Raw genomic sequence first — 25,175 nt, forward strand, 5'->3', positions numbered from 1 at the left:
ATCAGCGCGTGCCCATTGCGTGCACGGCGCGATCAGTGCCCCTTGGGATTGAGGTACAAACGCGCCCCATCCGATTCACGGTAGCCCGTCCAGCGCCCACCGCCTGACGCGCGGAAGCGCCCGAACACGGTGTTGCTGGTGTCGGTGAGCAGCAGCTGGTTGCCCGACAGTACCCAACGGTTGGCCGAGAAGAAGCCATCCGGGCAGCCGGCGGGCACGTAGGCACTGTAGCCGCCGAACCACTCGATGTTCTTCAGCTCGATGGAGCAGGTGTTGCCGTTCTCCTGGCCCAGCGTCCAGCTGCCGAACAGATCGCTGTCGCGCACATCGCGGCCGCCACGGTGGCGGTCGCGGCCCCAGTCGTCGTTGTCGTCGTGGAAACCGAAGCCCACGTCGATCTCTTTGCTTTCGCTGCGTGACCCGGACTGCGAGCTGCCGCTGGTGGTGGTCTGGGTGGTCACCGCGCCACTGCTCTGGGTCCGGGTGCTGCTGGATTGCGTGGTCTGGTCGGTGTGGGTGGTCTGTTCGCCGAAGCCGAACGAGGCGTCCTGGGCCAGGGCGGGCAGGGCCAGGCAGCACAACGCGGACAGGCAGGTACGGGCGAGCACGGCAGCCATTGCAGCATCCTCGGAAGGGCGGACCGCGCGAGTATCGAACCGGTGGGGCGGGAGACGGTGTGAGGGTGTGCGCTGGGGCAGCCCAGCGAAGGGTAGTGCCGGCCGCTGGCCGGCTCCCTCTTGGCGCCCAGGAACCGAAGGAATGCCGGCCAGCGGCCGGCACTACCCGCGGCCAGGCAGGGCCTGGCGCTATGGGTCGGGCTTTACCCGCACCACCCGTTTCCGGTACTCATACACATTGTCACCGCGGATGCGCTTTTCCTCGGTGCCGGTAACCCGGCCTACCTGCTGGTCCGAGCCGGTGACCGGCTTGGCCTCGATGGCGGTCTCGTGCTCGAAGGAGTGCGATTTGTCGGTGTTGCGGTAATAGCGGTACAGCGCCCAGTACAGCGCGGTTGCGCCGGCCGGACCTGCCGCCAACAGCCAGAGGCCACTGTCGTCGCTCATGTCGATGCCACCAGGAAGGCAATTGCGAGGGCTTCAATGACGGTGCCGGTGGCCAGTGCCGCCAGCAGCATCTTCCATTGCTGCACGGGCACGCTGCCCATGGTTTCGCCGGTACGGCCGTTCACCGCGATGTAGTGCAGCATGCCGCCGTTCTTGCCGGGCTGGTGGTAGGAGTACAACCACACCGGCAGGTACATCGACACCCAGCGGGTGCCATGCACCTCCAGCTGCTCCTGTTCCCAGCGCACGCCACGGTTGTAGCGCTTCACCGAACCTTCCACCTGTGCGCGGGCGATCGACAGCAGCTGGTCTTCCAGCCGCGGCCGCAGCTTTTCCACATCCAGGTTGCGCTTTTCGGAGGTGAAGCCGGCCAGGTACGAGGCGTTCCATTTCACCGCGTTCTTGGTATCGAACGGCAGGATGGTGTTGATGATGTTGTTTGTATTGGCGCGGGTATCGAGATTCCCGCGCTCGGCCGAGGATTCCAGTGGCAGGTCATCGACCGTGAAGTCGACCTGGCGCTCGACCTGGTAGACATCGGCGTCGTACAGGGTGCGCTTGTTCTTCTCGCTGCCCACGGTGTACTGCCGGGTCTGGATCTCACCCTTGCCGGCCACGGCCGCGCTGACATTGCTGTCGACGATCATGTAGGGCAGGAACACGCCCACCACGTTTTCCGGGGTGAACTGGTCCTTGAATGCCTTCAGCGCGAACATGCGGCGCTTGTCGACGAACTGGCGGATGCGCGCGACCGCATCGTCCTTCCTGATATGGAAGGGCAGCACTGCATCGGGCACCGCGCCGTTGGCGATCTGCTCGTTGACGCCGAACACATGGCGGCACCAGTGGCAGCGCGCCGTCATCGTACTCTCGGTATTGACCGTGACTTCAGCGCCGCACCCGGTGCATTTGAACGTCATCAGTGCCGAGGTGTCGGCGTCGATGTCACGTGCGCCAGAGGCAATGACCGTACCGCGCAGCTGGTCGATGGCCTCGCCCAGGCCGAACTCTTCCTCGACGCGTGCGCCATGCCATTCGTGACGGCAGTAAAGGCAGACCAGGATGTCGGTGCCGGCCTTGGGCCGGATGTCGGTGGCGCCGCACTTCGGGCAGCGGTTGGGGCCGTCCTTCAGCTCGCTGGCCGACGTATCGATGGCCACCGGGTCGGGCGCTTCCACTTCATCACGGATGGCCTGTGGCAGTTTCGAGGTGTCCAGCGGGAAGCTGCCGGGCAGGGGAGGGACGTCCTGCGGCGAACCGGGCCCATCCAACGACGCCGCCGGCAAGGGCGGCGGCGTCGCGGGCGCGGATCCGGGCAGCGGCGGCGGGCCGTTTCGGGGATCGGACATGTTCGTTGTGCGTCCTGCTGTTACAGGCCCAGTGCCTTGGCCTTCAGGGCGTCATAGTCGCCCTGGGTGATCAGGCCCAGATCCAGCATTTCCTTGGCCTTCTTCAGCTTGGCCACCGGGTCGTCGGCAGCCGGGGCGACCGGCTGCTGCATGCCGCCGACACCGAACATGCCCGAGGCCATGCCGACACCGACCAGGCCAGCCGCTCCGCCGTTCTCGCCGGCCGACTGGATGCCCTGGGCGACGCTGGCCTGCAGGTTGGAATTGCCGCGCGAACCCGACAGGGCATCGGCGCGCTGCACGGTCTTCAGCAGTTCGCGGGTGTTGGCGTCGTACTCGATCGAGACGATGGCGGTCTTGACGATGGCCAGGCCGCGGTCGGACTTCCACTGGTAGCCCTGCTCGACGGCGGCAGACAGGCTCTGTGCAAAGCCCAGCGAATCCTGCTGCAGTTTGGTGATGCGGTTGCCCTTGCCCGGGTCGTTCGTGTACAGGCTGAAGGCCGGGGCCAGCGAACCGACCACTTCATTGAACAGCTGGCTGGCGGCGGCGTTGTCCAGGTCGGTGAAGTCGAACACCTGACCCGGCTGCAGGTAGCTGGCCGGCACGAAGTTCTTCACGAACAGGATCGGGTCGACGATCTTGAGCGTGTAGGAGCCGCGCGTGACCGCACCCACCTGGGTGCTGAGGAAGCCGTCGTCCCAGTAGATTTCCGACTGGGTACCGAAGCGGTTGTCCGGCAGTTCCTTCAGCGACACGAAATACGCCGCCTGCTGCGAACCCGGCTGGCCGCCGAACTTGAAGCGCTCCCAGCTCTGCTTGATGAACGTGCTGACCAGGCCGTCGCCGGCGAAGATCGACTGCGAGTTCAGATCGTCCGAACGCCACTCGTAGCCACCCGGTTCGGCGACGAACGCGGTGATCGCGCCGTCCTGGAACAGCAGCAGGCCGTAGCCCTCCGGCACGATGATCTTCGAGCCGTTGGTGATGATGTTGGACGAGCCGCTGGTATTGGAGCCGCGGCCGGCATTGGTGCCGCGCGGTACCGCCGCGAACAGGGCCGCCGTCGAGGGCAGGCCCGTGGGCACGGTGTAGAAGTCCTTCCACTGGTCGGCCAGCACACCACCCACCGCACCCTTCACCGCCTGTACCAGACCCATGTCCAACTCCCTGTGATTCGAGGGCAGGCACCATGCCTGCCGAGCTGGACTGACTATAGAGGAGCGGGATGGGCCGCCGCCACCGCCGCGCGCGCCTGCCATTCATCATGGCGCGACGGCGACGGCAGGCTTTCAGGCCATGCCGCGCGCGATCAGGGCATAGCCGATCATCAGTGCCAGGCACAGTGGCAGGGTGAGGAAGGAGGCGATCATCCAGCGCAGCGCCTTGCGCGAAGCCTCGGTGGCCGCGCCGATCTGGCCGCTGGCGACCAATGACGTGCTGCGGTTGGCGTAGACGGTGGCGACGATGCCGAACGGCCAGAAGCCGGCGATGATGCTCAGGATGGCCCACATCAGGTAGTTCCTGGGGGGCACGGGTGGCGGGGTGCGGTCCATGCGGTCGATCTCCTTGATCGTGCTGCGGTCGGGAGCGCGAGTATGCCGACAGGCCAGGTGCAGCGGAAGGCATGCCACCCGTGCGTGGTGCGCAATCTTCTGCTGGTCGATGGGTCATTGATCGGGGGCGGCGCCGCGGCAGGCAGGCGCGGTGGCCTGCGGGCCTGGGCGAGCAGGCGGTGCAGCCGTCGCGGCGGCGCAATACGTTCCCGTCCCTGGTTCGCTCAGACGCGTTGATCATCAGCGTGGATGGAATCCCGGCGCCTTGCCTTCACCTGCTTTGCGGTGCGCGGTGCACGGAAACGCGGGCGACAAATATCCGGCGCGGATATTCACGTCATTATCATGCTTATTTTCTGGAAACTCGTTTCCCATAATCCAGGGACGCGATGGCCGGAACACAGGGAGCGCCGCGTCACAGGCAGTGCCGCCCTGTGGCGCACGACCCCGGCCTGGACGACGTCCGCCTTGCCGACCTCCAGCAGCGATGGCAGTTCCCGGCACTGCGGGAGCGGACAGCGTGCACGGCACCAGCGGTGCGACCAGCGGGCACGGCATGCGGCGTGGACGTCGCAGCATCCCGCGATGATGCCGGAGGGCCTGCATCGCGAGATCGCCCGTTGCAGATGCATCGGGTCGCCATTCCAAAGGGGAGTTTCGATGCACAGGCAAGTCAGTGAGATGCTGCAGCGCGCTTATCGGCCCTATCCGTCATTGCCCGAGCTGCTGGGCGCGTTCGTGAAGGAGCTGTCCCAGCACAAGGTGATGCGGGGTGGCCAAGTGCGGTTGCGTGGTGCGGTGGCAGGGGCAGCTGCGGGGTTGCCAGCTGCGTCCGGGCAAGAGGTTTCCTTGCAGCGGGTTCCCATCCGCTATGGCGGCGAGGTGTTGGGTGAGCTGCACCTGGAGGGCGAGAAGGGCCGGCTGGATGGTAGTGCCCTGGCGCTGGGGGAGCAGTTTGCCCAGCGTTGCGCGCATCTGATCAAGCGCTACGAAGCCAAGGCCTGGGCCGAACAGGCATTGAGCCGGCCGCTGTTGCTGGTCGGCGCCGGCGAGGCGCTGAAGCAGATGGATGAATTCGTGGAACGCGCGGCGGCCAGCCCGTTGCCGGTCCTGCTGCGCGGCGAGTTTGGTACCGAGAAGATGGAGCTGGCCGCCGCCCTGCACAGTGGCGGCCCTTCCCGGCAGGGCCCGTTTGTGGAAGTGAACTGTGTTCACCCGCTGGGCGAAGCCAGCGACTGGTTCGCGCGCGCGCAGGGCGGGACGCTGTACTTCCACGAAGTCGACGAACTGCCGGTGCCGCTGCAGGGGCAGCTGTCACATCGCATGCGTGGGCTGCCTGCCGCTCAAGCTGACGCGCTGGCGGCCGGCCCGATACGGGTGATCGCGTCGACCAGCGCGGACCTGGAACAACGGGTGAGAGAGAAGCAGTTCTCGCGCGCCCTGCTGGCTGGGCTGGAGTTCCTGACCGTGGATATTCCACCGCTGCGCGAACGGGTGGAGGACATCGGCGCGCTGGCGGCGCGTTCGCTGGAGCTGCATGGATTCAATCCCCGCGTGCTGGGCGACGATGTGCTGGAAGCCCTGTGCGCGCACGACTGGCCCGGCAATCTGCTGGAAATGGAGCGGGTGGTGGTCCGGCTGGCGGTGATGACCGGTGGCCGATGCATCCGTCGTGAGGATCTTGCACGCCACGCGCCGGATCTGGCTGCAGGCCACGTTGCCAGCGATGTCGGGCGCGCCCCGCAACGGCTGCCCGCGGTTGAGCAGACCGTCGGTCCTGCGCCCGCGCAGCCGGATACGCCGCGGGCAGCGCATGAAGGCCTGCACGACGGTCTGAAACGCGCTCTGGCCTACCTGAAGGACCATGCCGCAGAGCCGCTCACGCTGGGCGACCTTGCCCGTCAGGCCCATGTGAGCCAGTCACACCTGGGATTCCTGTTCCGCAGCGAGCTGGGCACGACGTTCAAGCTGCTGCTGCAGCAACTGCGCATCGAGCACGCCAAGCAGCTGCTGCGGGATGGGCAGCGCCTGCGCATTACCGATGTCGCACTGCAGGTCGGCTTCGGTGACCTGAGCCACTTCGAAAAGAGCTTCCGGCGCGCGGTAGGGGTCAGCCCGCGCAGCTACCGGCGAAGCCCGCACCAGTAAAAGCAACGCCCCGGTGCAGGCGCGGGCCTGCCCGGGGCGTTGGGATGGCAGACGCAGCGTCAGCGCGCGTTGGCTTCGGCAGCGCGCTGCACGGCATGTTCGGCCGCTTCGTCCGCGCGTCGCGCGGCCTCGGCGGCGGCCTCGACCGCGCGTTGCGAAACCTTCATCGCGGCGCGGATGCCTTCTTCACTGGCAGCCATTGCGGCGTCCGCCAGTTCCTGGGCGATCTCCATCGGGGTTCTGCCCGCCGGATGGGCGGGAGTGGGCTTGCCGGGAAGCGGGGTCGGGAAGGTCATCGTCGGTGCTCCTGCTGGGGATGAGGGGGGAACACCGTCACTGCGCTCCCCCAGGATGTGGCGCAATGCCGCCTGGGCATCGGCCAAGATCTTCTGCGCCTGTTGCCGGGCCGCCAGGCGTCCGGCAGCAACGGCCGCGCCGGCTGCCGAAGCAAAGGCCTCTGTTGCTGCCTGCACGCCATCGCCATCTGGCGCCGGAGCCGGGTTCACACTGCATCCTTCTGATAATCCACCCGCGCTTCATCGCCCAGGTGGCGGCGGGTTCGGCGGTAATCCTGCAGGGTGATCACATTGTCCTCCACCTGTATCAGCGCCTTCGCTCTGGAACCATCGATCGCGAACTGCACGCTGGCACCGTCCTGGCCCAGCCGGCCACGGGAAACCGGATGTTCGTTGAGGAATTCCTGCGCATCGCGCAGCTGCCACCGCGCGGCCTCGCGCAACCGGCTGTCATCCTGCAGCAGTTCGGGTTCGTCGTCGAAGCAGGCCGCCATCTGCTGGGCGGCCAGCGAGATGCGGGCATAGCCGATCTGCCGGTGCGCGGCCAGGCTTGCGTCGATCGCCTCGCGCACCTGCTCTGGCGACGGCAACTGTGGCAGCTGCGGCCCGTCCAGGAAGCCGAACAGGATCGGCAGCACCTGCTGCAACGCACGGGTGGCACGCGTCAGCCGATGTTCGCGGCTGCCACCTCCTGTGCTCACCCGCTGGTAGAAGCGGAAGTAGTCGGCAAACTCGATGGGCCTGCGCGCGTGCAGCAGCGCGAAGCCGGCAGCGTCGGCCAGGTCGTCGCGCCCTGCGGCGGACATGCCCACCTCACCGGCCAGCTGGTGGAGCGCCACCGATTCGCGAAAGTCCAGCTGCTGCAGCAGGGGTGCGTCGACCGCGCCGATCGAAGCCAGGAACGCGCGCGAGGCGCCGAGCTCGGCGTTGGTCAGCAGCCGGTGTTTTTCCAGCACTCGCTGTGCCTCGTTGTGCGACAGGCGTGTCTCGTCATCAAACTCCATGTTGCGCAGGGCACCGAGGTCGCTGGCACCAAGGCTGAGCAGCTTGACCGGGCCGATCTGCAACCCGGTGCGCGGCAACCATGTCATGCGCGAACCGTGCAGGCCCTGTTGCACCCCATCGAGCATCGTGCCCTCGTCGGAGAAGGCGTAGCGGTGCTCATGCGATTCCATGGCCCACTTCAACCAGTGCTCGCCGCCGTCGATGAACTGAAGGACATGCCTGCAGGATTGACTGATCAGGTTGGCCTGGGGGATGGAACGACCGGCAATGAAAATGCTCATGCGTGGATCTCCTGGCGGCCTCACTGGGCCGGAAATTCCTTGAGGACGGTCGCAGCGGCATTGCCGACGCGGTTGAAGTCGGCGGTGGCCCCCTGCATCATGTTCTGCGCCTGCGTGAGCACCCTTGCATACTTTTCGTCCCCCGTCGCCAGGTACTGGGCCATGGCCACGCCGGCCGCGGTGGTCGCGATGGTTGAGACATTGCGCAGGGCGTCGGCGGCATCCTGTACGGCGATCGCCGCAGACTGGGCCACCGACTGGTAGGCCTTGCCGGCACCACTGGTCGTCACGACGGTCGCTGACATGGTGGCCGTCTGCACCTGGTTGATCACATCGATGATCTGGGCGTTGACGTTGCTCGGGTCCATACGGGCTCCTTGATGGGCGGGTGGGGCCGCAGGCGGCCTGCAGTCTGTCAGGCCCCGGCGTCAGCGTCGTCTGCCGGGGAAGGGGAAGGGGAAGAGGAGTCTGGCGCGGGATCCTGGGCGGGACCTGCGTCCGGATCCGGACCGGACGCGGGGTCGGGCGCAGGACCGGGCGCGGGCGCTGCCGCATTGCCTGCAAGCGTTTGGAGTGCATGCAGGCTGCTGGTAGCGGCCGCAGCGTCGGCAGTGGCACCGTGGGTCTGTGCCTGCAGGACGCTGATGGCGGTCTTTCCTTCTGCGGTGGCCGCGGCGATCACCGCCGCAGGCGAAGGGGGCGCCGGCACCGGGCCGGGCAGGGGGATGACCTGCGGTGGTGGCGGCGGAGGGGGTTCCGGAGCGGGTGGCGGCACCGGCCAGGGAGCGTTGATCATCTTCGCGCAGGTGGCGGTGACCGCTGCGTTGCTGACCATGCCTGCACCCTGCTGGCGCGCGACGGCGTTGTGCATGGCGGTGCCCAGCGTCTCCAGCATCACCATGTCCAGCATGCTGAAGGACTGCGCCGGACCCTGGGCCACCAGCAACGTCGAGGCGGCGCTGACGCTGTCGACGATCTGGCTGTTGACGGTGTTCTCACTGCTCATGACGGAACGGCTCCCTTCTGGATGATCAGGGCCAGGACCTGGGCCAGGCTTGCGCCGGCGGTCACCTGGCCGCGTTGCTGGTTGGCCACCGCGTTCTGCATTGCCAGGCCGAGGCTGTCGGCCATCGCCAGGTAGGTGGCGGACATCGCGAACGAGGGGGCAAGGGCGATCGCCACACCGGATCCGGCGCTGGTGGTTGCCAGCAGGTAGCCGGTGGCGGGCGATGCGGCCATCGATCAGGGGCCCGACGTGACGCCGCCCTGGGCGGGGGCGCGGTGGTTGGCGTCACGCCGGGCCGACACGTCAGCGCAGGCCCAGGATTTCGCGGGTGGCCACGCCGTTGGAGGCGGTGTCGATCGCATACAGCGTGGACACCCCCTGGGTGGTCGACGCCTGCATGGTCACGTAGGACTGCTGCTGGTTGTTGGTGGCGTTGTGCGCGGCGTTGGACAGCGCCTGGCTGGTGGCCACGAACAGGTTGCCCATTGCGATGGCTGGCGCATCGCCAAGCACCTTGGTGTTGACCTGCGAGACCGAATCGGTGATCTGGCTGTTGACGGCGGTGGGAAATGCCATGGTGGAAGCTCCTAGGGTGGACAGCACTACAGGAACGGAGATTGCCGGCACTCAATGGAATCAGCCGAGAATCTTCCGGGTGGCGGCGCCGGTGGCGCCGGTATCGACGGCGTAGAGCAGCGCGACGCCCATCGTGGTCGCGGCCTGCGCCGTGACATACATCTGCTGCTGGGCGAGCGTCGCGTTGTGGGCGGCATTGGCCAGCGCCTGCGCGGTGGCCTGGTACAGCGTGCCCATTGCCGTGGCAGGCGCCACGCCCAGCAACTGCAGGTTGGCCTGGCTGACCGAGTCGGTGATCTGGTCGTTGACGGCCGTGGGAAATGCCATGGCTCAGCTCCTTGCCTGCCGGCGCATCACGCGCCGAGGATCTGCTTGGTGGCCACGCCGGTGGTGGCGGTGTCGATCGAGTACAGCGTGGCCACGCCCATGGTGGTGGCCGCCTGCGCCGTCACATAGGACTGCTGCTGCGCATTGGTGGCGTTGTGGGCGGCGTTGGCCAGCGCCTGCGCAGTGGCCTGGTACAGATTGCCCATGGCCACGGCGGGCGCGTCGCCCAGCACCTTGGTGTTGGCCTGGGTGACCGAATCGGTGATCTGGTCGTTTACAGCGGTCGGGAATGCCATGTCGATCTCCTTGAGGTTGGCGGGTCAGCGATGGAACGACAGATCAGGAGCCCAGGCCGCGGACGCGGGTGCTGAGGATTTCCTTGCTCGCTACCGCCGTGGTGGCGGTATCGATCGAGTACAGAGTGGCCACGCCCATGGTGGTGGCCGACTGCGCGGTGACGTAGGACTGCTGCTGCGCGTTGGTGGCGTTGTGGGCGGCATTGGCCAGCGCCTGTGCGGTGGCCTGGTACAGATTGCCCACTGCCACGGCGGGCGCGTCGCCCAGCACCTTGGTGTTGGCCTGGGTGACCGAATCGGTGATCTGGTCGTTTACCGCGGTTGGAAATGCCATGTCCTGCTCCTGCGAAAGGGTGGAAGTGCGTGGTATCCAGTGTCACGGTGCGTTGCCTGCAGCGGCCTGGGCTTCACCGTGGGGCCAGAGTAGGAAATGGCGCCGCCGCCGGATTGGCGGAATCGACGGAGAATGCGGTGGGATCACCGTGAAGGTGCGGCGTGAATACGGCGGAACTGATGATCATCGCCGTCGTCGCCAGCGCTGGCGCGTTGCCCTGGAGCACACACAGGGCCTGCGCGTGGGCAGCGCGATCCGGCGGCGAGGGGCTGTCGGCCACAGCGTCGCCGGATCGGGCGGGTCAGAGCATGTAAGGGATCTTGAACGCCAGCGTGAAGTCCGGTGCATCCGGGGTCAGCCCGATGCCCAGCAGGGTCACCAGCGTGGTGTGCTGGTTGAGCGCATACGTCACACCCAGATTCAGTGACGCCGCGTTGGCGTCGCTGCCAATCACTTTCATCCACTTCCCGCCCTGGAAACGGGTGGAAGCGCGGGCGCTGATGCGGTCGCTGAAGGACAGGCTGAGACTGGTGCGCTCGTTGAACGCAAAGGCCACGCCGGCGCCGAAGTAGACCGAGCCGCCGAGCTTCACGTCACCTGGGTTGACCGTGTCGGGGTTGCTGTCGATGTCACTGAAACCACGCGGGAACGAATGCACGTAGCCGAGGTTGGCGAACAGGATCGCCGGATCGGCTGTCTTGACCATCGACAGCCCGACGTTGGCCTGCCACACGCCATTGCCGGTCGGTTGTTCCTTGGGCACGGCGAAGCGGATGTAGTCATCGTCATCGCGCTCGATCACTTTCCAGTCCAGGCCGTAGGGCGCACGCCCGGTGGGCGCGGTCACTCCGGCGGTGAGTACGGCTTCCGGGCGCCAGCCGCGCTCGCCGAACAAGCGGTAATTCGCACTCAGGCCGATATCGCCCAGGCCGTTGCCATTGGTCTCTTCCTGCGCGATCGCGGCCGCCGCACCGCCGGCACCGCCCTTCTGGTAGACGGTGCGCCGCGCCAGGTATGGCACGTCCAGGTTGAGCGTCAGGTTCGGGCTGACGCCCCAACGCGCGGCCAGATTGTAGGTGAGCGAATCGGACTCGACGTTCTCGATGGCGATGTTGCCGAGGAAGATCGCATCCAGCGCCAGGAAGCCATTGAGGGTGAGCTGCTTGCGGTCGTAGCGGGCGTAGGTGAGGCTGTTCTCGACGGTGAAGCGGCGCGAGAACAGCGCCGACTGCTGCTGTTTCACATCATCCACGCTGCGCCGCGATTCCTGCTTTGCCTGCTGCGCCTCGGCGGCACTGCTGGCATAGCCTTCGCTGCCCGGTGACGTCTGCAGGGGCGAGCCATGCTCGACGGGCGCAGCCGTAGACGGGGCCATCGGGCCAACCTTCCCACTCAGGCGCGCCTGCATCGCCTGCACCTGCATGTCCAGTTCGCGCAGCCGCCGCACTTCCTGCGCGTAGTTGGATTTGAGCTGCTCCAGCTGGCTGGCCAGCGCCTGCACGTCGGCGCCATCATCCGCCGCGGGTGGCGCGGCGAAGGCGGTGCCCGCCAGCGCCGCCAGCGCCAACGGGGTGATCCTCATCAGGGTGTGCATGTTCGTGTCCTGCGTTGTGGAGCGCTTCCCCCAACGCCGTGCCGTGGTACTACCGGCCCGGCCCCATGCCGCGGTTCATCGCAATCGCCTGGGCCACGTTCTGGCTCAACGGCAGGTTGCCGCCCGCGGTATCCCGCACCAGCTCCAGCCGCAGCTGGTTGCTGGCGATCTGGCCGTCACCGGCCAGGGCGATGCCCTGGCCGACGCTGCCGTTGCGTATCCATTGCTGGACCAGGCCCTGGCCATCTACCTGCAACAGCAGGCGTGCCTGGTTGCCGTCGAGCACCGCGGAGGCCGAGACGCCTTCGGCCTGTGCGCTGATCGAATGGGCACCGTCACCCGGCAGGGCCGGCACCGCGCCATTGCGTACCACCAGCGTGGTCGCATTGCGGGCGACGTTGCCATCGCCGGCCACCTGCACGCTTTGCACCACGCCGCTGGCGTTGGCCAGGCCGCTGCTGTCGATGCGGCGACCCTGCGTGTCCGGCAGCGGCGCATCTGCGGCGGTGACGTGCACGCTGGGCTGGAAGCTCAGTTTCGGGCTGCCCCCGCCGCGGAAGTCCATGCCCAGGGTCAACGCACCCTGCAACACGCTTCCGTTGCTGGCCTGCCACTGCGAGACCATCGTCACCCCGAACCAGGCGACAGTATTGCCGCCCACGGTGTAACGGCCCCGCATCAGGTTCAGTTCGGGATCCGGGATTTCCTTCAGGCCGCGCCCGGGCGCCGCGTCCGCCGCCTGCAGGGGCAGGGCGGGGCAGGCCAGCAGCAGGACCATCAACAGGCGGTGACGGAACATGGCGGAACCTCCTTCAGAACAGGTCGGCGTGGCTGAAGCCGAAGTCGACCAGTTCGGCATCGGTGATCGGCCCCTGTCGCGCGTAGAGCGCGCGGGCACTGGGCCGTTCGCTGGGTTGCAGCAGAACCGTGTTGCGATCGAAATCGCTGCCGATCACCACGAAGACGGCACGCGATGGCCACGCAGCGAGGAATTCAGGCAGCGCCAGGCTGCGGTTGCCGAGGATGGGATCAGCCACCTCGACCACACCGTCGCGCACCTGCTTGAGCACCACGAAGTGGCGGAAGCCGCGCACGTCCATCAGCACAAGACCGGGAACGCGAAGCGTGCGCAGGCGTGTTTCATCGATACGATAGCCGCGCCCGCGCATGCCCAGCGATTCCACGTAGCGCTTGATGTCGAGCAGCGAGAAACCACGCTCGGCCACCAGTGCTGGATCGGACACCCCCATCATTCCTTCGATCACCGTCGCTTCGTCGGTCTGCAGGTGATAGGCATGGCGCAGGATGGTTGCCAGTGCGGCCGCCCCGCAGCTGTAATCGGTGTGCTGGCGCACCACGTTGCGGTAGCGCCGTTCCTGCATGCTTTCCACCTTCTGCTGCAGCAGTGCGCCATTGGGTAGCACGCTGGCGAAGCCGACGTCGCCCGCCCGCGCCGATGCACCGCCCAGCAACAGCAGGCAGGCCAGCAGGCATATCGAGAGACGGTGGCCGATCATCACGTTCTCCAGCAGCAGGAGGGAGCCCCTGCCCCAAGGGGGAGGAGGAACAGGGGCTCCCGGGAACCCGGCCATTGGCGGACGGCCGGGGTGGTGCACTTACTCGCCGTTGCCGCCACCACCGCCGGTGCTGGGCTGGGCTACGGCCAGGGCCAGGCTGTTGGCCTGCAGGTTGCCGGTGCCCGCCGCCACGTTCACGCCGATGTTGCCGGAGGCGCCGGAGAAGGCACTGCCGGACAAGGCCGACGTGTTGGTGGCGTTGACGTTCACCCAGCGCGTGGTGCTGACCGTGCCGCTCAGGCTGGCGTACAGATCGGCCACGCCCAGTTCGACGAACTGGCTGGTGCCGCTTTCACGCGTATCGAAGCCCAGGCCGCCCACCCCCGGCCGGTTGGGGTTCATCGTGGCGTTCTGGATCTCGTTGTCCAGGTCGATGTGGCCGGTACTGTTGCCACCCGGGTGCGGCAGTGCGCCGTTCCACGTATCCAGGTAATAGTTGGCCATCTGGTAGGCATTGCCGGTGCCGCGGTAGGTGCCGGCGCCATAGCCCCACGTCAGGCCGCTGACGCCGCCATGCAGGCCGACCTGCACGGTATCGGTGTAGGACTGCACGAAGCCGGCATTGCTGACCGTGTTGCCGGTGGAGACCTGGTTGGAGCTGATGCTCGACTGCGCCACCGCCGTGGTTGCGACCGAGGCCGCGAGCGCGTTCTTCTGCTCGTTGTTGTTGCCCGAAGCAATGTTGACACCGATGTTGCCTGACGCACCGCCGAAGGCATTGCCACCGAGACCTGCGGCATTGGTGACGCCGGAGTTCATGGTCGCGTTGCCGAAGCCGGCCTGGTTGACGAACACCTCGGCGTCGGCCATGCCGAAGCTGAAGGACGCATCGGCAGCGGACAATGACGCGGCATTGTCCTGGGCGTTGTTGTCCCCCGATACCACGTTGAAGCCGAGGTTGCCGGAGGCGCCGGCACCCACGCTGTCACCGATGGAGGCACTGTTGGTGACCAGGCTGTTGCTGGTGGCGTTGCTGCTGATCGACTGGCGGTTGTCGATCACCGCAATGGCCGCCGAGTCGAGGTCGATGTCACCGGTGATGGTGGGGTCGCCGGAGAAATTGACGTCGGTGCTGAGGCGCAGGTCCTTCTCCAGGTTCACGTCGACGCCGTGGTTGTTCTTTTCCTTGCGCTCGTCGGCCTGGATGGTGCTGTGCTTCTGCACATTGACGTTGACGGTGCGGTTGCGTACGTCGTTGTCGGTGTGGTTGTGGGTGTCGTTGCGGGTTTCGCTGACGGTGTGGTTGTGGTTGATGTTCGCGTTGGCGTTCTGGTTGTCCCAGCCATTGGCCGCAGCGGCGGTCGAGGCAGTGGCAATCGCCATGGCGAGCATGGTCCGTTTGACGGTCGCTTTCATGGTGCCCTCTCTCTCATCGGGTGGTGCATCGGTTGGGTGGTTGTCACGGGCGGTCCTGCACGACCAGGCCCAGCACATTGGCCGTGTCGTTGCCGCTGCCCGCGATCTGATTGAGTTGCAGGACCCCGTCGAATCCCCGCAGCGCGGTGCTGGTGACACCGGCGCTGCGGGTGCCGGTCGCGACGCCGCGACCGGCGTCGTCCCGCCCCCCTGCCAACGCGGAACCTTCGGCGGCCAAGGCCGTATCGTCGGATTCGCGTATGCCCTGTCGAGCCAGCGTCGCGCTGACGACGTTGAGCGTCGTGTTGGCGATGCCGCTGGCCTGGTTGATGGATGCGATGCCGCTGGCACCGGCCAGCGCGTTGCCGTCGATGACGGCGGTGGCGTGCGCCGGTGCGCTCAGCACGCGGTTGCCGGCCCGCAGTTGCCGGTTGCCGATCGACACGTCGGCGCGTTCGCCGGTGGCGATGCCATGCAGGTTGGCCTGCAGGTTGAGGTCACCGGCCGCCTGGTTCACCGCGATGGCGCCGTTTGCACCCGCCAGGGCGTGACCGTCGATGCGGGCCACGTCGAGGTAGGCGAGCATGCCGCTGTAGTCGTCGGCCTGCGCCATCAACGGCGTGGCAAACAGGACCAGCAGCAGCCAACGTGCCCGCTTCACTTGCCACCTGCCGGGGCCGGGCCCTGCAACGGGAACTGGGCGAGCGCGCCGCGCACGGTATCGCCGATGCCGCGGGTGCTGTTCCCGACCGCGCCCAGTGGGCCACCCAGTGCGCCACCGAGGCTGCTGCCGAGCATGCCGTCACTGCTGCGTCCCGGCGTGCCGCCCAGGGCCTGCTGGGCGACCCGTTCGACGGTGGTGCCCGTGGGGGTCGCGGTCGCAGCCGTGTGCCCCGCCCCCATGCCGGCATAGTCCTCATCGCTCAGCTCGTCCATCGCGTTTGCCGGGGTACCCGCACCGAGCGCCGTCGCAATCTCGCGCTGTGGTTTCGGGTCGGCGATCAGCGCCATGCCCGGGGGCGCCATGCGATAGGCCGGCCGCGCGGCCACATCCCGCAACAGGACGATTTCGCCCGGTTGTGCCTTCACGCCCTGGCGGGCACCGGAGGCAGAGGCGCCCGCGGCGCCCGACAGCAGGGCCACGGCCAGCATTGCCAGCAGGCCGCGAATGGGGGTGATGCCGTCCATGCCGATCTCCCGTGATGGGTGCGGCGGAACCACGCATCAACCGTGCCAACCCTGAAAGGCTTGGCAGCCAGGGGGGTGGGCACTGGCGGGTGTGGGGCGTTGCTGCCGCGTCGTTACAGCGGCGTGGGAAAAATGTTGGGATTGCGCAGCGCCAAGCGCCGTAGGGCAAGGCAGGCGCCCGACTGTCGCATGGGTGTTACAGGTGCCGCCGCGGACTGTAACGATGCCGCTTCAGCCAGTGCCTTCTTGACGCGCCGCTCATTGCGCCGCCGTTTAGCGCAGCGCTAGGATCCGCGCAACAAAGGCCGCCGCGGTGGCCGTAGAGGTCCCGGCGGAGGGGCGGCACGCCGGTGATTGCCTGACAGTCCGCCGACGGTGTCCGGATGCTGGGGGAAGCATGGCAGCGGTCCCGGAGGCTTCTGCGTCACGATGCGTGCTCTGGTTCGGCGAGCCGCTGGCGAACGAGCGCAGCGCGCTGGCAGCCGCAGGCTGGTACGTGCGTCGCATCCATCCCGACCCGGCGATGGCCATCGGCCTGCGCGGGCGCGACCGGCTGCTCGCCGTGCTGGATCTTCGCCATCTGGATGCGCCGGCCCTGCAATTGCTGGCGCCGTGGATCGAACAGCACGCGCATCTGACGTGGCTGGCGGTGCTGCCGCCTGGCGCAGGGGCCACGCCTGCCGCGTGGCTGCCCTTGTTGCAGCGTTGCATCTCGCGGTTCACGCTGCCTTTCGGCCTGCAGGACCTGGTGGCGGCGATGCGCCAGCAGTTCGACGCGGAGGATCCTTCTGCCGACGAAGTGTGCGGCGGGCAGGGGCCGCGCGCATTGATCGGCGAGAGTCCTGCGCTGCATGCGGTGCGCACCGTACTGCACAAGTTCGCGCCGGTCGATCTGCCGGTGCTGGTCACCGGCGAGACCGGCACCGGCAAGGAGTTGGCGGCACATGCACTGCACGCGTTGTCCGGCCGTGCGGGCAAGCCGTTCATCGCGGTCAACTGCGGTGCCATCCCTGCGAACCTGGTGCAGTCGGAGCTGTTCGGCCACGAGCGTGGTTCGTTCACCGGCGCCGACAAGCGCCAGATCGGCGTATTCGAATCGGCACACGGCGGCACGGTGTTCCTCGACGAGGTGGGTGACCTGCCGGCCGAAGCGCAGACCAGCCTGCTGCGCGTGCTGCAGGAGGGCACGTTCGAGCGCGTGGGCAGCAGCCAGCCGCTGCGGGCGGACGTGCGGGTGCTCGCGGCCACCCACGTCGAACTGGAGCACGCGGTGGCGCAGGGGCGGTTCCGCAGTGATCTCTACTATCGCCTCAACGTGCTGCGCGTGCTGATGCCGCCATTGCGCGAGCGCGGCGCTGATGTGCAGCTGCTGGCCGAGCATTTCCTGCGCTGCTTCCGCCTGCGCCACAGCGTGCGTGCACGTGGCTTTGCACCCGCTGCGCTGCAGGCGATGCGGCGTTTCGAATGGCCCGGCAACGTGCGCGAACTGCTGAACCGGGTGCAGCGGGCGGCGATCATGGCCGAAGGCGAGCTGATCAGCGAGCGTGACCTCGAACTGGGAGGGCCCGTGCATGCGCCGCCGGGGGCGATGCTGCACGATGCCCGCGGCCAGGCCGAACGTGATGTGCTGCTGCAGACGCTGCGGCAGACCGGCTACAACGTCTCCGAGTGCGCGCGGCAGATGCAGATCTCGCGGGTGACCGTGTATCGGCTGTGCCGCAAGCATCGGCTGGAGCTGCCGGCGCAGCGCTGATCAGCCGGCCGGCACGTGCTTGAACAGGCGCAATGGCGTGCCTGGAAGACGCTCGATCACGCCCTTGGCCTCCAGGTCCAGCTGCACGGCTTTCAGCCACCAACCGGCCGTGGCGCCTTGCGGAAACAGCGATGCGGGCAGGTGCGGCAACAGCGCCTGCTTCGCCTGCGCCACCGTCATCCCGGGAGGTTGCCTGGGCAAGGCACGCAGCAGGGCCGCGCGCATGGCCATGTACTTGGCGCGATCCACGCGCTGGATGTGCCCGGGCGTGGTGATGCTCTCGATCTCGATCCGCTCGGGCTCAGGCATGGCTGTCTCCCGTGATCTCGATGCGTGGGCTGCGGAAGCCCATGGAGATCCACGCCTTCAACAGCCGGGCATGGAACCGCAGCGAGTGGGTCTTCAGGTTGGGCACGTCGCCGGGAAGGACAGACGCGTCGGGAAGATCGTTGACCATCGTCCGCATCTCCACGGCGGGGCGTATCGCGTCCGGCCACAACAGCCCATACAGGCTCAGCCAATGGCCACCGCTGAACTCCAGGAAGAGCGGCGTATTGCAGCAGCCCGCCACGACGCGGCGGCTGCCGGCCGTGCTGGACAACCGCCACGCGTGCAGCCGGGAATGCCCGGCATCGATGCGGACGCGATCCTTGCGCTGCATTACGAAATGCGTCTGGCCCTGAGGTCCCAGCACCTGCGGTACGCCGGGCATCGCCTGCATCCGGACGCCGGCCCTGCGGCAGCTGTCGCAGCAGCATTCGACGCTGGCGATGGGGCTGCCGGTGGTGGTCAGGCGGACCTGGCCGCAGGCGCAGGCAAGGGACTGTTGGGAAGGCATCTGCATTTTCTCCTGGGGTACTCAACCTCTCGACGAACGGGCGCGTGGGAAATCGACACCCACTGCCTTCAGGGCGGCATCATCCGGTAGCGGACGCGGTACAGGTCCAGTCCCTCACCACCGGCGCGTCGCGCCGAGTAGGTCAGCGTGTCGCGGCGCGAGCCATCCAGCATCGCGCCGTAGCTGTCGCCGCTGGGCGCGTTCACGGGCGATGGCAAGGCATGGCCTGCGTCATAGCGGCCTCCACGTTCGTAGGCAATGAACTGGCGCACCGGTGCGCTGCCGAAGTCCTGGGCGCGGGCAAATACCACCGTTCGGCCGTCGCCCAGGAAGGTGGCATCGAACTCCTGCGCTGCGGTATTGAGGTCTCCCGCCAGCGGCCGTGCCGGCTGCGCGACGCCGCCGATCATCGCCGCGCTGTAGAGGTCATGGCCGCCAGCACCGCCCGCACGATCGCTGGAGAACAACAGCGTACGACCGTCGGGCGAGAGCATCGGCGCGAACTCATCGGCCGCGCTGTTCACTGCGGGGCCAAGATTGACTGGCTCCCCGAATCGACCGTCGCTCCCCATGCTGACCCGATACAGATCGTCACCGCCCTGGCCGCCTGCGCGGTCCGAGCAGAAATACACGACGCGCCCATCTGCGGAAAATGCGGGATCGAAGTCGCGCCCCGGCGTGTTGAACGGCACTGGCGTGGCCGGCCGCCAGCGGTCACCTTCGCGGTGCGAGATCCAGATGTCGTAGCCCCCAGGCCCCCCCGGCCGGTTGCGGCTGAACCACAGGGCGGTATTGCCGTCCGGACTCAGGGTCAGCCGGATCTCGTCATGCTGTGTGGAGGCAATGCCGGGGGCGAAGCGCTCGGCGGGGCCGATGATCCGCAGCACCACGGGCGGGGAGGGCACGGGCAATGCCGATGCCAGCAGCATCACGGCCAGCAGCGCCTTCATGCCTGTCGCTCGAAGTCGCTGACCCAGTTGGTTTCCCAACTGCGTCCACCATCGGCGGAGGCCGCCTGTTCCCAGCGCGCCGAACGCGGGGTGATGCGTGACCAGATCACCCGCGTCTGGATCGCCCGTCCCTCGTGCTGGTCCTCGCCGAAGAAGCGGCCGACACCGGCCTCGAACCCCCCGCGCAGTGGCGCGCCGATCCGGGTCGGCGCGCGGCCATCCAGCCACCAGCTGAGCCAGTGCCGCTCGGCCGCATTCCAGGCGCGGATGCCCATGCCGCGCAGCGGTGCTCCAGGCACGTCCATCAGGTTGTCGCCCACGTTGCCGAATCCGCCCAGTACCGGCCAGTTGTGCAGGGTGCCATTGAACGCGTCCCACGCATCGCTGCCTGCCAGCCGAGCGCGCAGGCGGCGATGGCGCACGTTCCAATGGCCCACCAGGAAATCAAAATCGCCCGGTGCATCCGGCAGCTTCGGAAGCGGAGTGGGGATCGCAGCAGTGCGCCGGAACCAGTTGCGCCAGTTCACTTCCCAGTGGGCACCGGCATCGTCGGAGAACGCCTGCTCCCACCACGGCTCATCGCCGTGGATGTCATGCCAGCGGAACCAGACCTCGATGGGGCGTCCCTTGAAGTCATCGCGACCACGGAAGCTGCCGCCATCGCCTGCGAAGGCGCCGCGCACGGGCGCTTCGATATGGGCAGGGGTGCGCCCATCGATCCACCAGATCGACCAGGTGGAAGACACCGGATCGAAGGCACGCACGCCCAGGCCCCTGTAGGGGCCCGAAGGCAGTGCCATGACGTTGTCATCGATGGTGCCGAGCCCGCCCAGGGTGAGCCAGACCGCGCTGGCGCCGGTGAAGGCGTCCCAGCGGGTATCGCCCACCAGGCGCTCCTTCAGGCGTTGGTGCCGGACCTGCCAGTTGCCCTGCAACCATTTCCAGTCTGCGCTGGGGCTGGCCAGGGCCCACCCGGAGGGCAGGGCGGTGGACGCTGCCGTGGCGGCCAGGGTGGCCAGGAACTGCCGTCGATCCATGTGCGTTATCCCGCGCCGGAGGTGCCTCCATCGTTGCGCGTGCGAGGGGGATTGACCACGCGGAAATCGGGGCTCAGGCTAAGCCACACTTATGGTGACCCAACGCCAGCTGCCATCGCTTGTCGCCATCCGCGCCTTCGAGGCGGCGGCACGGCTGGGCAGCTTCGCCCGCGCCGCCGAGGAGCTCGACACCAGTGCGGCATCGGTGAGTTACCACGTGCGCCGGCTGGAGGCCCAGACCGGGACCTGCCTGTTCCTGCGCCACGCCCAGCATGTGGAATTGACCGCCGCCGGTGCGAGCGTCGCAGTGGAGGCCACCCGGGCCTTCGACGCGCTGCGCGCCAGTTTCATGCGCGCCGCTGACATGGATGCGGCACGACTGCGCCTGTCCGTTCTACCGACGCTGGGCACCAGCTGGTTGACGCCGCGCCTGGGCAGTTTCCGCGCGCGCCATCCAAGCATCGTGCTGGAACTGGACCTGTCGGCAGAGCCGCAGGACCTGGCCGCCGGGCGTTTCGATGCCGCCATCCGCAACGGGCATGGTGCGTGGCCCGGGCTGCAGGCCACGCCCCTGTTCCCCAGCATTTTCACTCCGCTGTGCGCGCCAGCGCTGCTGCCGGCGGCAGACGGGCTCGGTCGGCGGGCGTTGGAGGTTCCACTGCTCGGCAGGCCTGACTGGTGGGCGCTGTGGTTTTCCGCACATGGTGCTGTTCCGCCACCGGACCCGGAGAGCTTCGTCACCCCCTTTGCGATGGAGCATCTGGATGTCGGTGCTGCCATTGCCGGGCAGGGCATCGCCATCGGCTCGCCGATCCTGTTCCAGGCCGAACTGGACAGTGGGCGCCTGGTGCAGGCACATCCCGGTGTGGCCAGCGACGGGCGTGGTTTCTGGTTCGTGGCACCGACGGCGCGCAGCCGCAGCACCAAGGTCATCGCATTCGGTGACTGGCTGGGCGAGCAGGCCGCGCAGGCCAGGCGTGCGTCGCGACATCATCTGGCACACGCGGTGACGCCATGAACCAGAGCCCGGAACTGTTGCGGCGCCTGCTGCGTGCCAAGGACCGGATGGACCACGCCAGTCACGAGGACTGGCCGGTGGCCCGCCTGGCCGAGGTCAGTGCGGTATCGCCTGCGCATTTCGCGCGTTCGTTCAAGCAGGCATTCGGCCTGCCGCCGCACCGCTACCTGCTCAGCCGCCGCATCGAACGGGCCGTGGCGATGCTGCGTGACACCGAGCTGCCGGTCACCGAGATCGCCGCGCAGACCGGCTGGAGCAGCCTGGGCACCTTCGGGCGCATCTTTCGTGACATCACCGGCGACAGCCCGGGCAATGTGCGCCAGCGCGAGCGCGCCGGCGAGGCGACGCCGGCCAGCGTGCCGGAATGCCACGCACGTGCCGCGCAGCGACCGGACCTGAACATCGCAGTTTTGGAGAAGCGCCGCCGCGAGGCGGTTGCTAACGTGGATCCCACCTGAGGGAGGTCCCATGACAAACACTGTGAACACGGTCGGCCTGTATGTGCGCGACCAGGATGAGGCGCTCGCGTTCTACGTCGGCACGCTCGGCTTCGAAGTGCATACCGACGTGCGCAATGGCAGCTACCGCTGGCTGACGGTGCGCAGCCCCGGCCAGGACGGATTCCAGCTGGGCCTGTTCGTGCCCGGTCCGCCCACCCACGATGCGGCCACCGCGCAGGCGCTGCAGCAGCTGGTGGCCAAGGGCGCAATGCCGCCGCTGGTGCTGGCCGTGGATGACTGCCAGGCGCGCTACACGCAATGGCTGGCGCAGGGCGTGGAGTTCACCCAGGCGCCGGTCGAACGCTACGGCGCCATCGATGCGGGGTTCCGCGACCCGTCCGGCAATGGCTGGAAGATGATCGAAGCGCGCTCCGAAGCGAGGCGCCGTCAATGAGCCGCGGTGGCTGGGCGCGGCCCGTACATCGCTGGACCTCGATCGTCTTCACCCTGGCGGTGATCGCCAACTTCGTCGTCCGCGGGCTGGGGCAGGGCGAGCCTGCAGCGTGGATCACCTATTCGCCGCTGCCGCCACTGTTCCTGCAGCTGTTCACCGGCCTGTACCTGTTCGTGCTGCATTACGCCGGGAAACGCCGCGGCGCCGCGCTGGGCGCTGCGGGCTGAGGCCGCCTCAGGCGGCTGCGTCGGCGGCGTAGGCCGCCAGCACTGCCGGCAGCTGCTCCATGCGCTGGAAGATCACCTTCGCGCCCGCAGCGCGCAGGGCCTCCGGCGTGCTGTGGTGCGGGCCGCCCTCGCTGAAACCAAACACGGTCGCACCTGCCGCGACGCCGGCGGTGGCGCCGGTCACGGTGTCTTCGATCACCGCGCAGCGCTTCGGGTCCACGCCCAGCGCTGCGGCGGCGGCCAGATAGACATCCGGGTGAGGCTTGGTGTTCGGCATGTCCTGGCCACTGAACACATGGGCACCGAAGGCATCAAGGATGCCGACCTTGCCCAGCTGCAGCTTCACCTTGAACAGGTCGGCACCGGAGGCGCAGGCAATCCGCCCGCCGGTGGCCGCGGCAATCGCACGCACGGCCTCGGGCGCCCCCTGGATCGCCTCTAGGTCCTGCTCCAGCGCACGGTTGCGCTGCTGGCGGAATTCCTCCAGCCATTGCTCGGTGAACGGCTTGCCGGTGCGCTCTGCGATCAGCCCAGCCAGATGAGCCACGGACTGGCCGAGGAAGACCTCGCCCGCCTGCGCCGGGGTCAGCGGCCAGCCGCGTGCGGTCAGCATTTCCGAGAGCACACGGGCCACCAGCGGCTCGGAATCGACCAGTACGCCGTCGCAGTCGAACAGCACGGCATCGAAGGGGAAACGGGACATCTACTACTCCGGGAACAGCCAAAGGGGCGACGTGCCCGCCATTTTCCCATAGCGGGTCGGGCGGGGCACGCGGGCCACAGGAACGCTAGACTGCCAGGTCAGCCCGCCCAGCGCCTGCACGGGAATACGCCTTGAACCGATTGCGATCATTCTTCAGTGCGTACCCCATCCAGTTCGCGATGGCCGCCAAGCTTTACGTGCTCTGTCTGTATCTGCCCGTAGCCCTCCGCCTGGTCGAATTCGGGCGCCGTCTGGGCCCGCCCGAGGCCTCAGGTGAAATCGGCTACGCGCTGGCGGAGCTCGGTTTCCACCTGAGTCTGTCTGCCGGAGCGGCGGTACTGGTGTCGATGCTGCTGTTCGGGCGTCGCGGCGCGCTGCGGATCCGCCACCCGGTGATCGCTTCGATCGCCTTTTTCGGGTTGCTCGTCGTGCTGGATCGCGCCATGCGCATTCCGATGGCGCAGTTGCCGTTTCCAGTCTACAGCGTCGCCGCCATCAGTCTGATGCCGCTTGCGCATGCACTGGTCCTCACGCTGCTGGCCTTGGTGCCGGCGCTGCTGATGCAGCGGCGCATTCCTGCCGAGGGCGGGCACCATCACCTCATCAGTGCCAGCATCGCCGGCGCGGTGACGCTGGTGGCCGGCAGCTGCCTGCTTCCCATCCTGGTGGCGCAGCTGCCGGTGGGATTCTCGCCCGGCGAGTTCATCATGCCCGTTGCCGACGGCGCCGCGCAGCTGCAGATTGCGAGCCTGATCCTGCTGGTGGCCTGCGCGCTGGCCACGTTTGCCGGCCTATGGGCCGGCGCGCCGTCGCCGGAACCCGCATCGACGGCGCGCACGATGGTGGTGTCGCTGATCCTGCTTGCCACGGCGCTGCTGATCATCCTGGCCAGCATGGCTTATCTTCTGCGAGCGCTGTCCGCTGGGGCGCCGACGACAGGTCGCGGGCCTGTCGTTGCCACCGTCGTCGGCGCCGCAGTGCAGTTCCTGCTGGCCAGAGTGCTGGCGTCACGATGGCTGCGCGCACAGGCATCGTGACGTTCCTCTGCCCCCCGATCAGCCCAGGTCACACCCGGCCGGCTGCGGCCAGGTGGTGGCCGGCAGCATGTTCTTCAGCGAGGCCGGCGCGTTGATCGCCACGTAGCTGGCGCCCAGCAGTTCCTCCAGATCGGAAATCGTCACCAGGTAATTGTCCAGGCTGCCCAGGTTGGCCTCGTTGGGGATGATCCAGCTGATCGCCTTGGCGGTTCCGGTGTTCGGGTCGCGGGTGATGATCGTCTTCCAGAAGAACTCCGGCGTCGGAATGCCATGGCTGGCCAGGAAATAATCGTTGGCGGCATCGCCGTAGACCACGCCACCGTAGACGTCCACCGGCGCGATGTCGCGGTAGCACTCGGCCACGTTCTCGGCCTTCACCCAGATGCCCTGGTTGAAGCTGGACACCTGCGGCACGATGTTGGTCATGTAGTTGGCGCGACGGATGTAGGTCGCGTCGTAATCCATGTGGTTGGACGTGACCAGATGGCCACGGTCATAGCCGGATTTGATGCTGGCGTAGGACGCGGTGCTGGTCTGGCCCAGGCAACCGGCCGGCAGGTCCGGGTCCTTGTAGAAGCTGGACGGCCGTGCGGCCGAACCGGTATCGGCGGTGAGCGTGTACTCGTAACGGGTGGCACTGTGGATGCTGCAGTCGTAGGTGAGCACGAAGCCGCCCTTGTTGAGGGTGACTACCTGGGCCTGGGCTGCGCCGGCAAAGGCGCTGAGGACGAAGGCAAAGACGAAGCTTGCAAGGCGCATTGCGAT

The 25,175-nt window shown here is 67.6% G+C and carries 33 protein-coding genes; 7 read left to right on the top strand and 26 right to left on the bottom strand.

Annotation, left to right across the window (positions count from 1 at the left end):
* Window positions 1-32: 32 nt before the first annotated feature.
* The 5 genes from ACUVWL_RS06075 to ACUVWL_RS06095 form a co-directional block, all read right to left on the bottom strand.
* On the bottom strand, window positions 33-617 hold the full coding sequence (locus ACUVWL_RS06075) for an AprI/Inh family metalloprotease inhibitor (protein ID WP_134808907.1): 585 nt from the start codon (window positions 615-617) through the stop codon (window positions 33-35).
* A 189-nt stretch (window positions 618-806) separates the two neighbouring features.
* Window positions 807-1,064 carry a hypothetical protein gene (locus ACUVWL_RS06080; RefSeq protein WP_014647264.1) on the bottom strand — a complete coding sequence of 86 codons (258 nt, stop codon included), beginning with the start codon at window positions 1,062-1,064 and terminating at the stop codon, window positions 807-809.
* A complete protein-coding gene (locus ACUVWL_RS06085) occupies window positions 1,061-2,413 on the bottom strand; it encodes a TFIIB-type zinc ribbon-containing protein (RefSeq protein ID WP_445978926.1) in 1,353 nt (450 codons plus the stop codon). Before ACUVWL_RS06085 ends, ACUVWL_RS06080 begins: the two co-directional genes overlap by 4 nt.
* 20 nt (window positions 2,414-2,433) lie before the next feature.
* A complete protein-coding gene (locus ACUVWL_RS06090; RefSeq protein WP_445978927.1) occupies window positions 2,434-3,573 on the bottom strand; it encodes an SPFH domain-containing protein in 1,140 nt (379 codons plus the stop codon).
* 132 nt (window positions 3,574-3,705) lie between these two features.
* Window positions 3,706-3,969 (bottom strand): CD225/dispanin family protein, encoded by a 264-nt coding sequence (locus ACUVWL_RS06095; RefSeq protein ID WP_041863485.1) that lies wholly within the window; start codon window positions 3,967-3,969, stop codon window positions 3,706-3,708.
* A 660-nt stretch (window positions 3,970-4,629) separates the two neighbouring features.
* Between ACUVWL_RS06095 and ACUVWL_RS06100 the strand changes: the two genes are divergently transcribed.
* Window positions 4,630-6,117 (top strand): helix-turn-helix domain-containing protein, encoded by a 1,488-nt coding sequence (locus tag ACUVWL_RS06100; RefSeq protein ID WP_423179250.1) that lies wholly within the window; start codon window positions 4,630-4,632, stop codon window positions 6,115-6,117.
* 59 nt (window positions 6,118-6,176) lie between these two features.
* Here the strand turns inward: ACUVWL_RS06100 and ACUVWL_RS06105 are convergent, their stop codons facing one another.
* The 15 genes from ACUVWL_RS06105 to ACUVWL_RS06175 all read right to left on the bottom strand — a co-directional run bounded on the left by ACUVWL_RS06105 (window position 6,177) and on the right by ACUVWL_RS06175 (window position 15,953).
* Entirely contained in the window at window positions 6,177-6,413 is a 237-nt protein-coding gene (locus ACUVWL_RS06105; RefSeq protein WP_049439617.1) for a hypothetical protein, read from the bottom strand.
* Between the two features lie 206 nt (window positions 6,414-6,619).
* Window positions 6,620-7,699 carry a hypothetical protein gene (locus ACUVWL_RS06110; protein ID WP_445978928.1) on the bottom strand — a complete coding sequence of 360 codons (1,080 nt, stop codon included), beginning with the start codon at window positions 7,697-7,699 and terminating at the stop codon, window positions 6,620-6,622.
* 20 nt (window positions 7,700-7,719) lie between these two features.
* Window positions 7,720-8,067: a hypothetical protein gene (locus ACUVWL_RS06115; protein WP_046430815.1), complete on the bottom strand. Its 348-nt coding sequence runs from the start codon at window positions 8,065-8,067 to the stop codon at window positions 7,720-7,722.
* Between the two features lie 47 nt (window positions 8,068-8,114).
* Window positions 8,115-8,705, bottom strand: a complete 591-nt coding sequence (locus tag ACUVWL_RS06120) for a RebB family R body protein (protein ID WP_049420461.1) — start codon at window positions 8,703-8,705, stop codon at window positions 8,115-8,117.
* Window positions 8,702-8,938, bottom strand: coding sequence for a RebB family R body protein (locus ACUVWL_RS06125; protein ID WP_032957589.1), 237 nt, complete (start codon window positions 8,936-8,938; stop codon window positions 8,702-8,704). The genes ACUVWL_RS06120 and ACUVWL_RS06125 overlap by 4 nt, the downstream gene beginning before the upstream one ends.
* A 70-nt stretch (window positions 8,939-9,008) precedes the next feature.
* Window positions 9,009-9,281, bottom strand: coding sequence for a RebB family R body protein (locus ACUVWL_RS06130; RefSeq protein ID WP_005416651.1), 273 nt, complete (start codon window positions 9,279-9,281; stop codon window positions 9,009-9,011).
* A 60-nt stretch (window positions 9,282-9,341) separates the two neighbouring features.
* Window positions 9,342-9,608, bottom strand: a complete 267-nt coding sequence (locus ACUVWL_RS06135) for a RebB family R body protein (RefSeq protein WP_445978929.1) — start codon at window positions 9,606-9,608, stop codon at window positions 9,342-9,344.
* Window positions 9,609-9,634: 26 nt separating this feature from the next.
* Window positions 9,635-9,904: a RebB family R body protein gene (locus tag ACUVWL_RS06140; protein ID WP_005416649.1), complete on the bottom strand. Its 270-nt coding sequence runs from the start codon at window positions 9,902-9,904 to the stop codon at window positions 9,635-9,637.
* Between the two features lie 43 nt (window positions 9,905-9,947).
* Window positions 9,948-10,238 (bottom strand): RebB family R body protein, encoded by a 291-nt coding sequence (locus tag ACUVWL_RS06145; RefSeq protein WP_005416648.1) that lies wholly within the window; start codon window positions 10,236-10,238, stop codon window positions 9,948-9,950.
* 301 nt (window positions 10,239-10,539) lie between these two features.
* The gene (locus ACUVWL_RS06150) at window positions 10,540-11,832 is read right to left on the bottom strand and encodes a transporter (protein WP_049439621.1); all 1,293 of its coding nucleotides are present in this window, start codon (window positions 11,830-11,832) and stop codon (window positions 10,540-10,542) included.
* Window positions 11,833-11,881: 49 nt separating this feature from the next.
* A complete protein-coding gene (locus ACUVWL_RS06155) occupies window positions 11,882-12,631 on the bottom strand; it encodes a hypothetical protein (RefSeq protein WP_111207017.1) in 750 nt (249 codons plus the stop codon).
* 13 nt (window positions 12,632-12,644) lie between these two features.
* The gene (locus ACUVWL_RS06160) at window positions 12,645-13,349 is read right to left on the bottom strand and encodes a C39 family peptidase (protein WP_046430798.1); all 705 of its coding nucleotides are present in this window, start codon (window positions 13,347-13,349) and stop codon (window positions 12,645-12,647) included.
* Window positions 13,350-13,448: 99 nt separating this feature from the next.
* Window positions 13,449-14,765 (bottom strand): adhesin, encoded by a 1,317-nt coding sequence (locus tag ACUVWL_RS06165; RefSeq protein WP_069116688.1) that lies wholly within the window; start codon window positions 14,763-14,765, stop codon window positions 13,449-13,451.
* A gap of 43 nt (window positions 14,766-14,808) precedes the next feature.
* Window positions 14,809-15,378, bottom strand: a complete 570-nt coding sequence (locus ACUVWL_RS06170; RefSeq protein WP_142235010.1) for a hypothetical protein — start codon at window positions 15,376-15,378, stop codon at window positions 14,809-14,811.
* Window positions 15,379-15,422: 44 nt separating this feature from the next.
* Complete coding sequence (locus ACUVWL_RS06175) at window positions 15,423-15,953, bottom strand: hypothetical protein (RefSeq protein WP_445978930.1); 531 nt, start codon at window positions 15,951-15,953, stop codon at window positions 15,423-15,425.
* 397 nt (window positions 15,954-16,350) lie between these two features.
* Between ACUVWL_RS06175 and ACUVWL_RS06180 the strand changes: the two genes are divergently transcribed.
* Complete coding sequence (locus tag ACUVWL_RS06180; protein WP_445978931.1) at window positions 16,351-17,706, top strand: sigma-54 interaction domain-containing protein; 1,356 nt, start codon at window positions 16,351-16,353, stop codon at window positions 17,704-17,706.
* Here ACUVWL_RS06180 and ACUVWL_RS06185 read toward each other — a convergent pair whose 3' ends face one another.
* From ACUVWL_RS06185 to ACUVWL_RS06200, 4 genes are all read right to left on the bottom strand, one after another.
* On the bottom strand, window positions 17,707-18,015 hold the full coding sequence (locus tag ACUVWL_RS06185; RefSeq protein ID WP_014647247.1) for a DUF6958 family protein: 309 nt from the start codon (window positions 18,013-18,015) through the stop codon (window positions 17,707-17,709). It lies immediately after the preceding gene.
* The gene (locus ACUVWL_RS06190) at window positions 18,008-18,550 is read right to left on the bottom strand and encodes a GFA family protein (RefSeq protein WP_041863476.1); all 543 of its coding nucleotides are present in this window, start codon (window positions 18,548-18,550) and stop codon (window positions 18,008-18,010) included. Before ACUVWL_RS06190 ends, ACUVWL_RS06185 begins: the two co-directional genes overlap by 8 nt.
* A 62-nt stretch (window positions 18,551-18,612) precedes the next feature.
* Window positions 18,613-19,494 (bottom strand): TolB family protein, encoded by an 882-nt coding sequence (locus ACUVWL_RS06195; protein ID WP_046430791.1) that lies wholly within the window; start codon window positions 19,492-19,494, stop codon window positions 18,613-18,615.
* Window positions 19,491-20,531, bottom strand: coding sequence for a hypothetical protein (locus ACUVWL_RS06200; protein WP_046430789.1), 1,041 nt, complete (start codon window positions 20,529-20,531; stop codon window positions 19,491-19,493). Before ACUVWL_RS06200 ends, ACUVWL_RS06195 begins: the two co-directional genes overlap by 4 nt.
* Before the next feature lie 91 nt (window positions 20,532-20,622).
* On the opposite strand from ACUVWL_RS06200, the gene ACUVWL_RS06205 reads away from it, so the two are divergent.
* Genes ACUVWL_RS06205 through ACUVWL_RS06220 form a run of 4 tightly spaced genes read left to right on the top strand, consistent with a single transcriptional unit; the run spans window position 20,623 to window position 22,670 of the window.
* Window positions 20,623-21,549, top strand: a complete 927-nt coding sequence (locus ACUVWL_RS06205) for a LysR substrate-binding domain-containing protein (protein WP_014647243.1) — start codon at window positions 20,623-20,625, stop codon at window positions 21,547-21,549.
* On the top strand, window positions 21,546-22,007 hold the full coding sequence (locus tag ACUVWL_RS06210) for a helix-turn-helix domain-containing protein (RefSeq protein ID WP_014647242.1): 462 nt from the start codon (window positions 21,546-21,548) through the stop codon (window positions 22,005-22,007). The genes ACUVWL_RS06205 and ACUVWL_RS06210 overlap by 4 nt, the downstream gene beginning before the upstream one ends.
* 10 nt (window positions 22,008-22,017) lie before the next feature.
* Window positions 22,018-22,443, top strand: a complete 426-nt coding sequence (locus tag ACUVWL_RS06215) for a VOC family protein (RefSeq protein WP_075076944.1) — start codon at window positions 22,018-22,020, stop codon at window positions 22,441-22,443.
* On the top strand, window positions 22,440-22,670 hold the full coding sequence (locus tag ACUVWL_RS06220) for a hypothetical protein (RefSeq protein WP_032957563.1): 231 nt from the start codon (window positions 22,440-22,442) through the stop codon (window positions 22,668-22,670). Before ACUVWL_RS06215 ends, ACUVWL_RS06220 begins: the two co-directional genes overlap by 4 nt.
* A gap of 7 nt (window positions 22,671-22,677) precedes the next feature.
* Here the strand turns inward: ACUVWL_RS06220 and ACUVWL_RS06225 are convergent, their stop codons facing one another.
* Entirely contained in the window at window positions 22,678-23,373 is a 696-nt protein-coding gene (locus ACUVWL_RS06225; protein WP_014647239.1) for an HAD family hydrolase, read from the bottom strand.
* Window positions 23,374-23,504: 131 nt separating this feature from the next.
* Here ACUVWL_RS06225 and ACUVWL_RS06230 point away from each other — a divergent pair, with 131 nt between their 5' ends.
* Window positions 23,505-24,410: a hypothetical protein gene (locus ACUVWL_RS06230; RefSeq protein WP_445978932.1), complete on the top strand. Its 906-nt coding sequence runs from the start codon at window positions 23,505-23,507 to the stop codon at window positions 24,408-24,410.
* A gap of 18 nt (window positions 24,411-24,428) precedes the next feature.
* Here the strand turns inward: ACUVWL_RS06230 and ACUVWL_RS06235 are convergent, their stop codons facing one another.
* On the bottom strand, window positions 24,429-25,169 hold the full coding sequence (locus tag ACUVWL_RS06235) for a DNA/RNA non-specific endonuclease (protein WP_142234772.1): 741 nt from the start codon (window positions 25,167-25,169) through the stop codon (window positions 24,429-24,431).
* Between the last annotated feature and the right edge of the window lie 6 nt (window positions 25,170-25,175).

Source organism: Stenotrophomonas muris (genome assembly GCF_052751275.1).

Excerpts from the sequence above, each read along its gene's own strand:
- ACUVWL_RS06155 (WP_111207017.1), bottom strand. The coding sequence starts at position 12,631 with ATGTTCCGTCACCGCCTGTTGATGGTCCTGCTGCTGGCCTGCCCCGCC.
- ACUVWL_RS06185 (WP_014647247.1), bottom strand. The coding sequence starts at position 18,015 with ATGCCTGAGCCCGAGCGGATCGAGATCGAGAGCATCACCACGCCCGGG.
- ACUVWL_RS06135 (WP_445978929.1), bottom strand. The coding sequence starts at position 9,608 with ATGGCATTTCCCACGGCCGTCAACGACCAGATCACCGACTCGGTCAGC.
- ACUVWL_RS06140 (WP_005416649.1), bottom strand. The coding sequence starts at position 9,904 with ATGGCATTCCCGACCGCTGTAAACGACCAGATCACCGATTCGGTCACC.
- ACUVWL_RS06195 (WP_046430791.1), bottom strand. The coding sequence starts at position 19,494 with ATGAAGGCGCTGCTGGCCGTGATGCTGCTGGCATCGGCATTGCCCGTG.
- ACUVWL_RS06190 (WP_041863476.1), bottom strand. The coding sequence starts at position 18,550 with ATGCAGATGCCTTCCCAACAGTCCCTTGCCTGCGCCTGCGGCCAGGTC.
- ACUVWL_RS06120 (WP_049420461.1), bottom strand. The coding sequence starts at position 8,705 with ATGAGCAGTGAGAACACCGTCAACAGCCAGATCGTCGACAGCGTCAGC.
- ACUVWL_RS06150 (WP_049439621.1), bottom strand. The coding sequence starts at position 11,832 with ATGCACACCCTGATGAGGATCACCCCGTTGGCGCTGGCGGCGCTGGCG.
- ACUVWL_RS06145 (WP_005416648.1), bottom strand. The coding sequence starts at position 10,238 with ATGGCATTTCCAACCGCGGTAAACGACCAGATCACCGATTCGGTCACC.
- ACUVWL_RS06110 (WP_445978928.1), bottom strand. The coding sequence starts at position 7,699 with ATGAGCATTTTCATTGCCGGTCGTTCCATCCCCCAGGCCAACCTGATC.
- ACUVWL_RS06165 (WP_069116688.1), bottom strand. The coding sequence starts at position 14,765 with ATGAAAGCGACCGTCAAACGGACCATGCTCGCCATGGCGATTGCCACT.
- ACUVWL_RS06085 (WP_445978926.1), bottom strand. The coding sequence starts at position 2,413 with ATGTCCGATCCCCGAAACGGCCCGCCGCCGCTGCCCGGATCCGCGCCC.
- ACUVWL_RS06175 (WP_445978930.1), bottom strand. The coding sequence starts at position 15,953 with ATGGACGGCATCACCCCCATTCGCGGCCTGCTGGCAATGCTGGCCGTG.
- ACUVWL_RS06075 (WP_134808907.1), bottom strand. The coding sequence starts at position 617 with ATGGCTGCCGTGCTCGCCCGTACCTGCCTGTCCGCGTTGTGCTGCCTG.
- ACUVWL_RS06160 (WP_046430798.1), bottom strand. The coding sequence starts at position 13,349 with ATGATCGGCCACCGTCTCTCGATATGCCTGCTGGCCTGCCTGCTGTTG.
- ACUVWL_RS06125 (WP_032957589.1), bottom strand. The coding sequence starts at position 8,938 with ATGGCCGCATCGCCCGCCACCGGCTACCTGCTGGCAACCACCAGCGCC.
- ACUVWL_RS06225 (WP_014647239.1), bottom strand. The coding sequence starts at position 23,373 with ATGTCCCGTTTCCCCTTCGATGCCGTGCTGTTCGACTGCGACGGCGTA.
- ACUVWL_RS06210 (WP_014647242.1), top strand. The coding sequence starts at position 21,546 with ATGAACCAGAGCCCGGAACTGTTGCGGCGCCTGCTGCGTGCCAAGGAC.
- ACUVWL_RS06090 (WP_445978927.1), bottom strand. The coding sequence starts at position 3,573 with ATGGGTCTGGTACAGGCGGTGAAGGGTGCGGTGGGTGGTGTGCTGGCC.
- ACUVWL_RS06095 (WP_041863485.1), bottom strand. The coding sequence starts at position 3,969 with ATGGACCGCACCCCGCCACCCGTGCCCCCCAGGAACTACCTGATGTGG.
- ACUVWL_RS06115 (WP_046430815.1), bottom strand. The coding sequence starts at position 8,067 with ATGGACCCGAGCAACGTCAACGCCCAGATCATCGATGTGATCAACCAG.
- ACUVWL_RS06180 (WP_445978931.1), top strand. The coding sequence starts at position 16,351 with ATGGCAGCGGTCCCGGAGGCTTCTGCGTCACGATGCGTGCTCTGGTTC.
- ACUVWL_RS06235 (WP_142234772.1), bottom strand. The coding sequence starts at position 25,169 with ATGCGCCTTGCAAGCTTCGTCTTTGCCTTCGTCCTCAGCGCCTTTGCC.
- ACUVWL_RS06200 (WP_046430789.1), bottom strand. The coding sequence starts at position 20,531 with ATGGATCGACGGCAGTTCCTGGCCACCCTGGCCGCCACGGCAGCGTCC.
- ACUVWL_RS06220 (WP_032957563.1), top strand. The coding sequence starts at position 22,440 with ATGAGCCGCGGTGGCTGGGCGCGGCCCGTACATCGCTGGACCTCGATC.
- ACUVWL_RS06215 (WP_075076944.1), top strand. The coding sequence starts at position 22,018 with ATGACAAACACTGTGAACACGGTCGGCCTGTATGTGCGCGACCAGGAT.
- ACUVWL_RS06105 (WP_049439617.1), bottom strand. The coding sequence starts at position 6,413 with ATGACCTTCCCGACCCCGCTTCCCGGCAAGCCCACTCCCGCCCATCCG.
- ACUVWL_RS06100 (WP_423179250.1), top strand. The coding sequence starts at position 4,630 with ATGCACAGGCAAGTCAGTGAGATGCTGCAGCGCGCTTATCGGCCCTAT.
- ACUVWL_RS06080 (WP_014647264.1), bottom strand. The coding sequence starts at position 1,064 with ATGAGCGACGACAGTGGCCTCTGGCTGTTGGCGGCAGGTCCGGCCGGC.
- ACUVWL_RS06205 (WP_014647243.1), top strand. The coding sequence starts at position 20,623 with ATGGTGACCCAACGCCAGCTGCCATCGCTTGTCGCCATCCGCGCCTTC.
- ACUVWL_RS06130 (WP_005416651.1), bottom strand. The coding sequence starts at position 9,281 with ATGGCATTTCCCACCGCCGTCAACAGCCAGATCACCGATTCGGTCTCG.
- ACUVWL_RS06170 (WP_142235010.1), bottom strand. The coding sequence starts at position 15,378 with ATGGCGCAGGCCGACGACTACAGCGGCATGCTCGCCTACCTCGACGTG.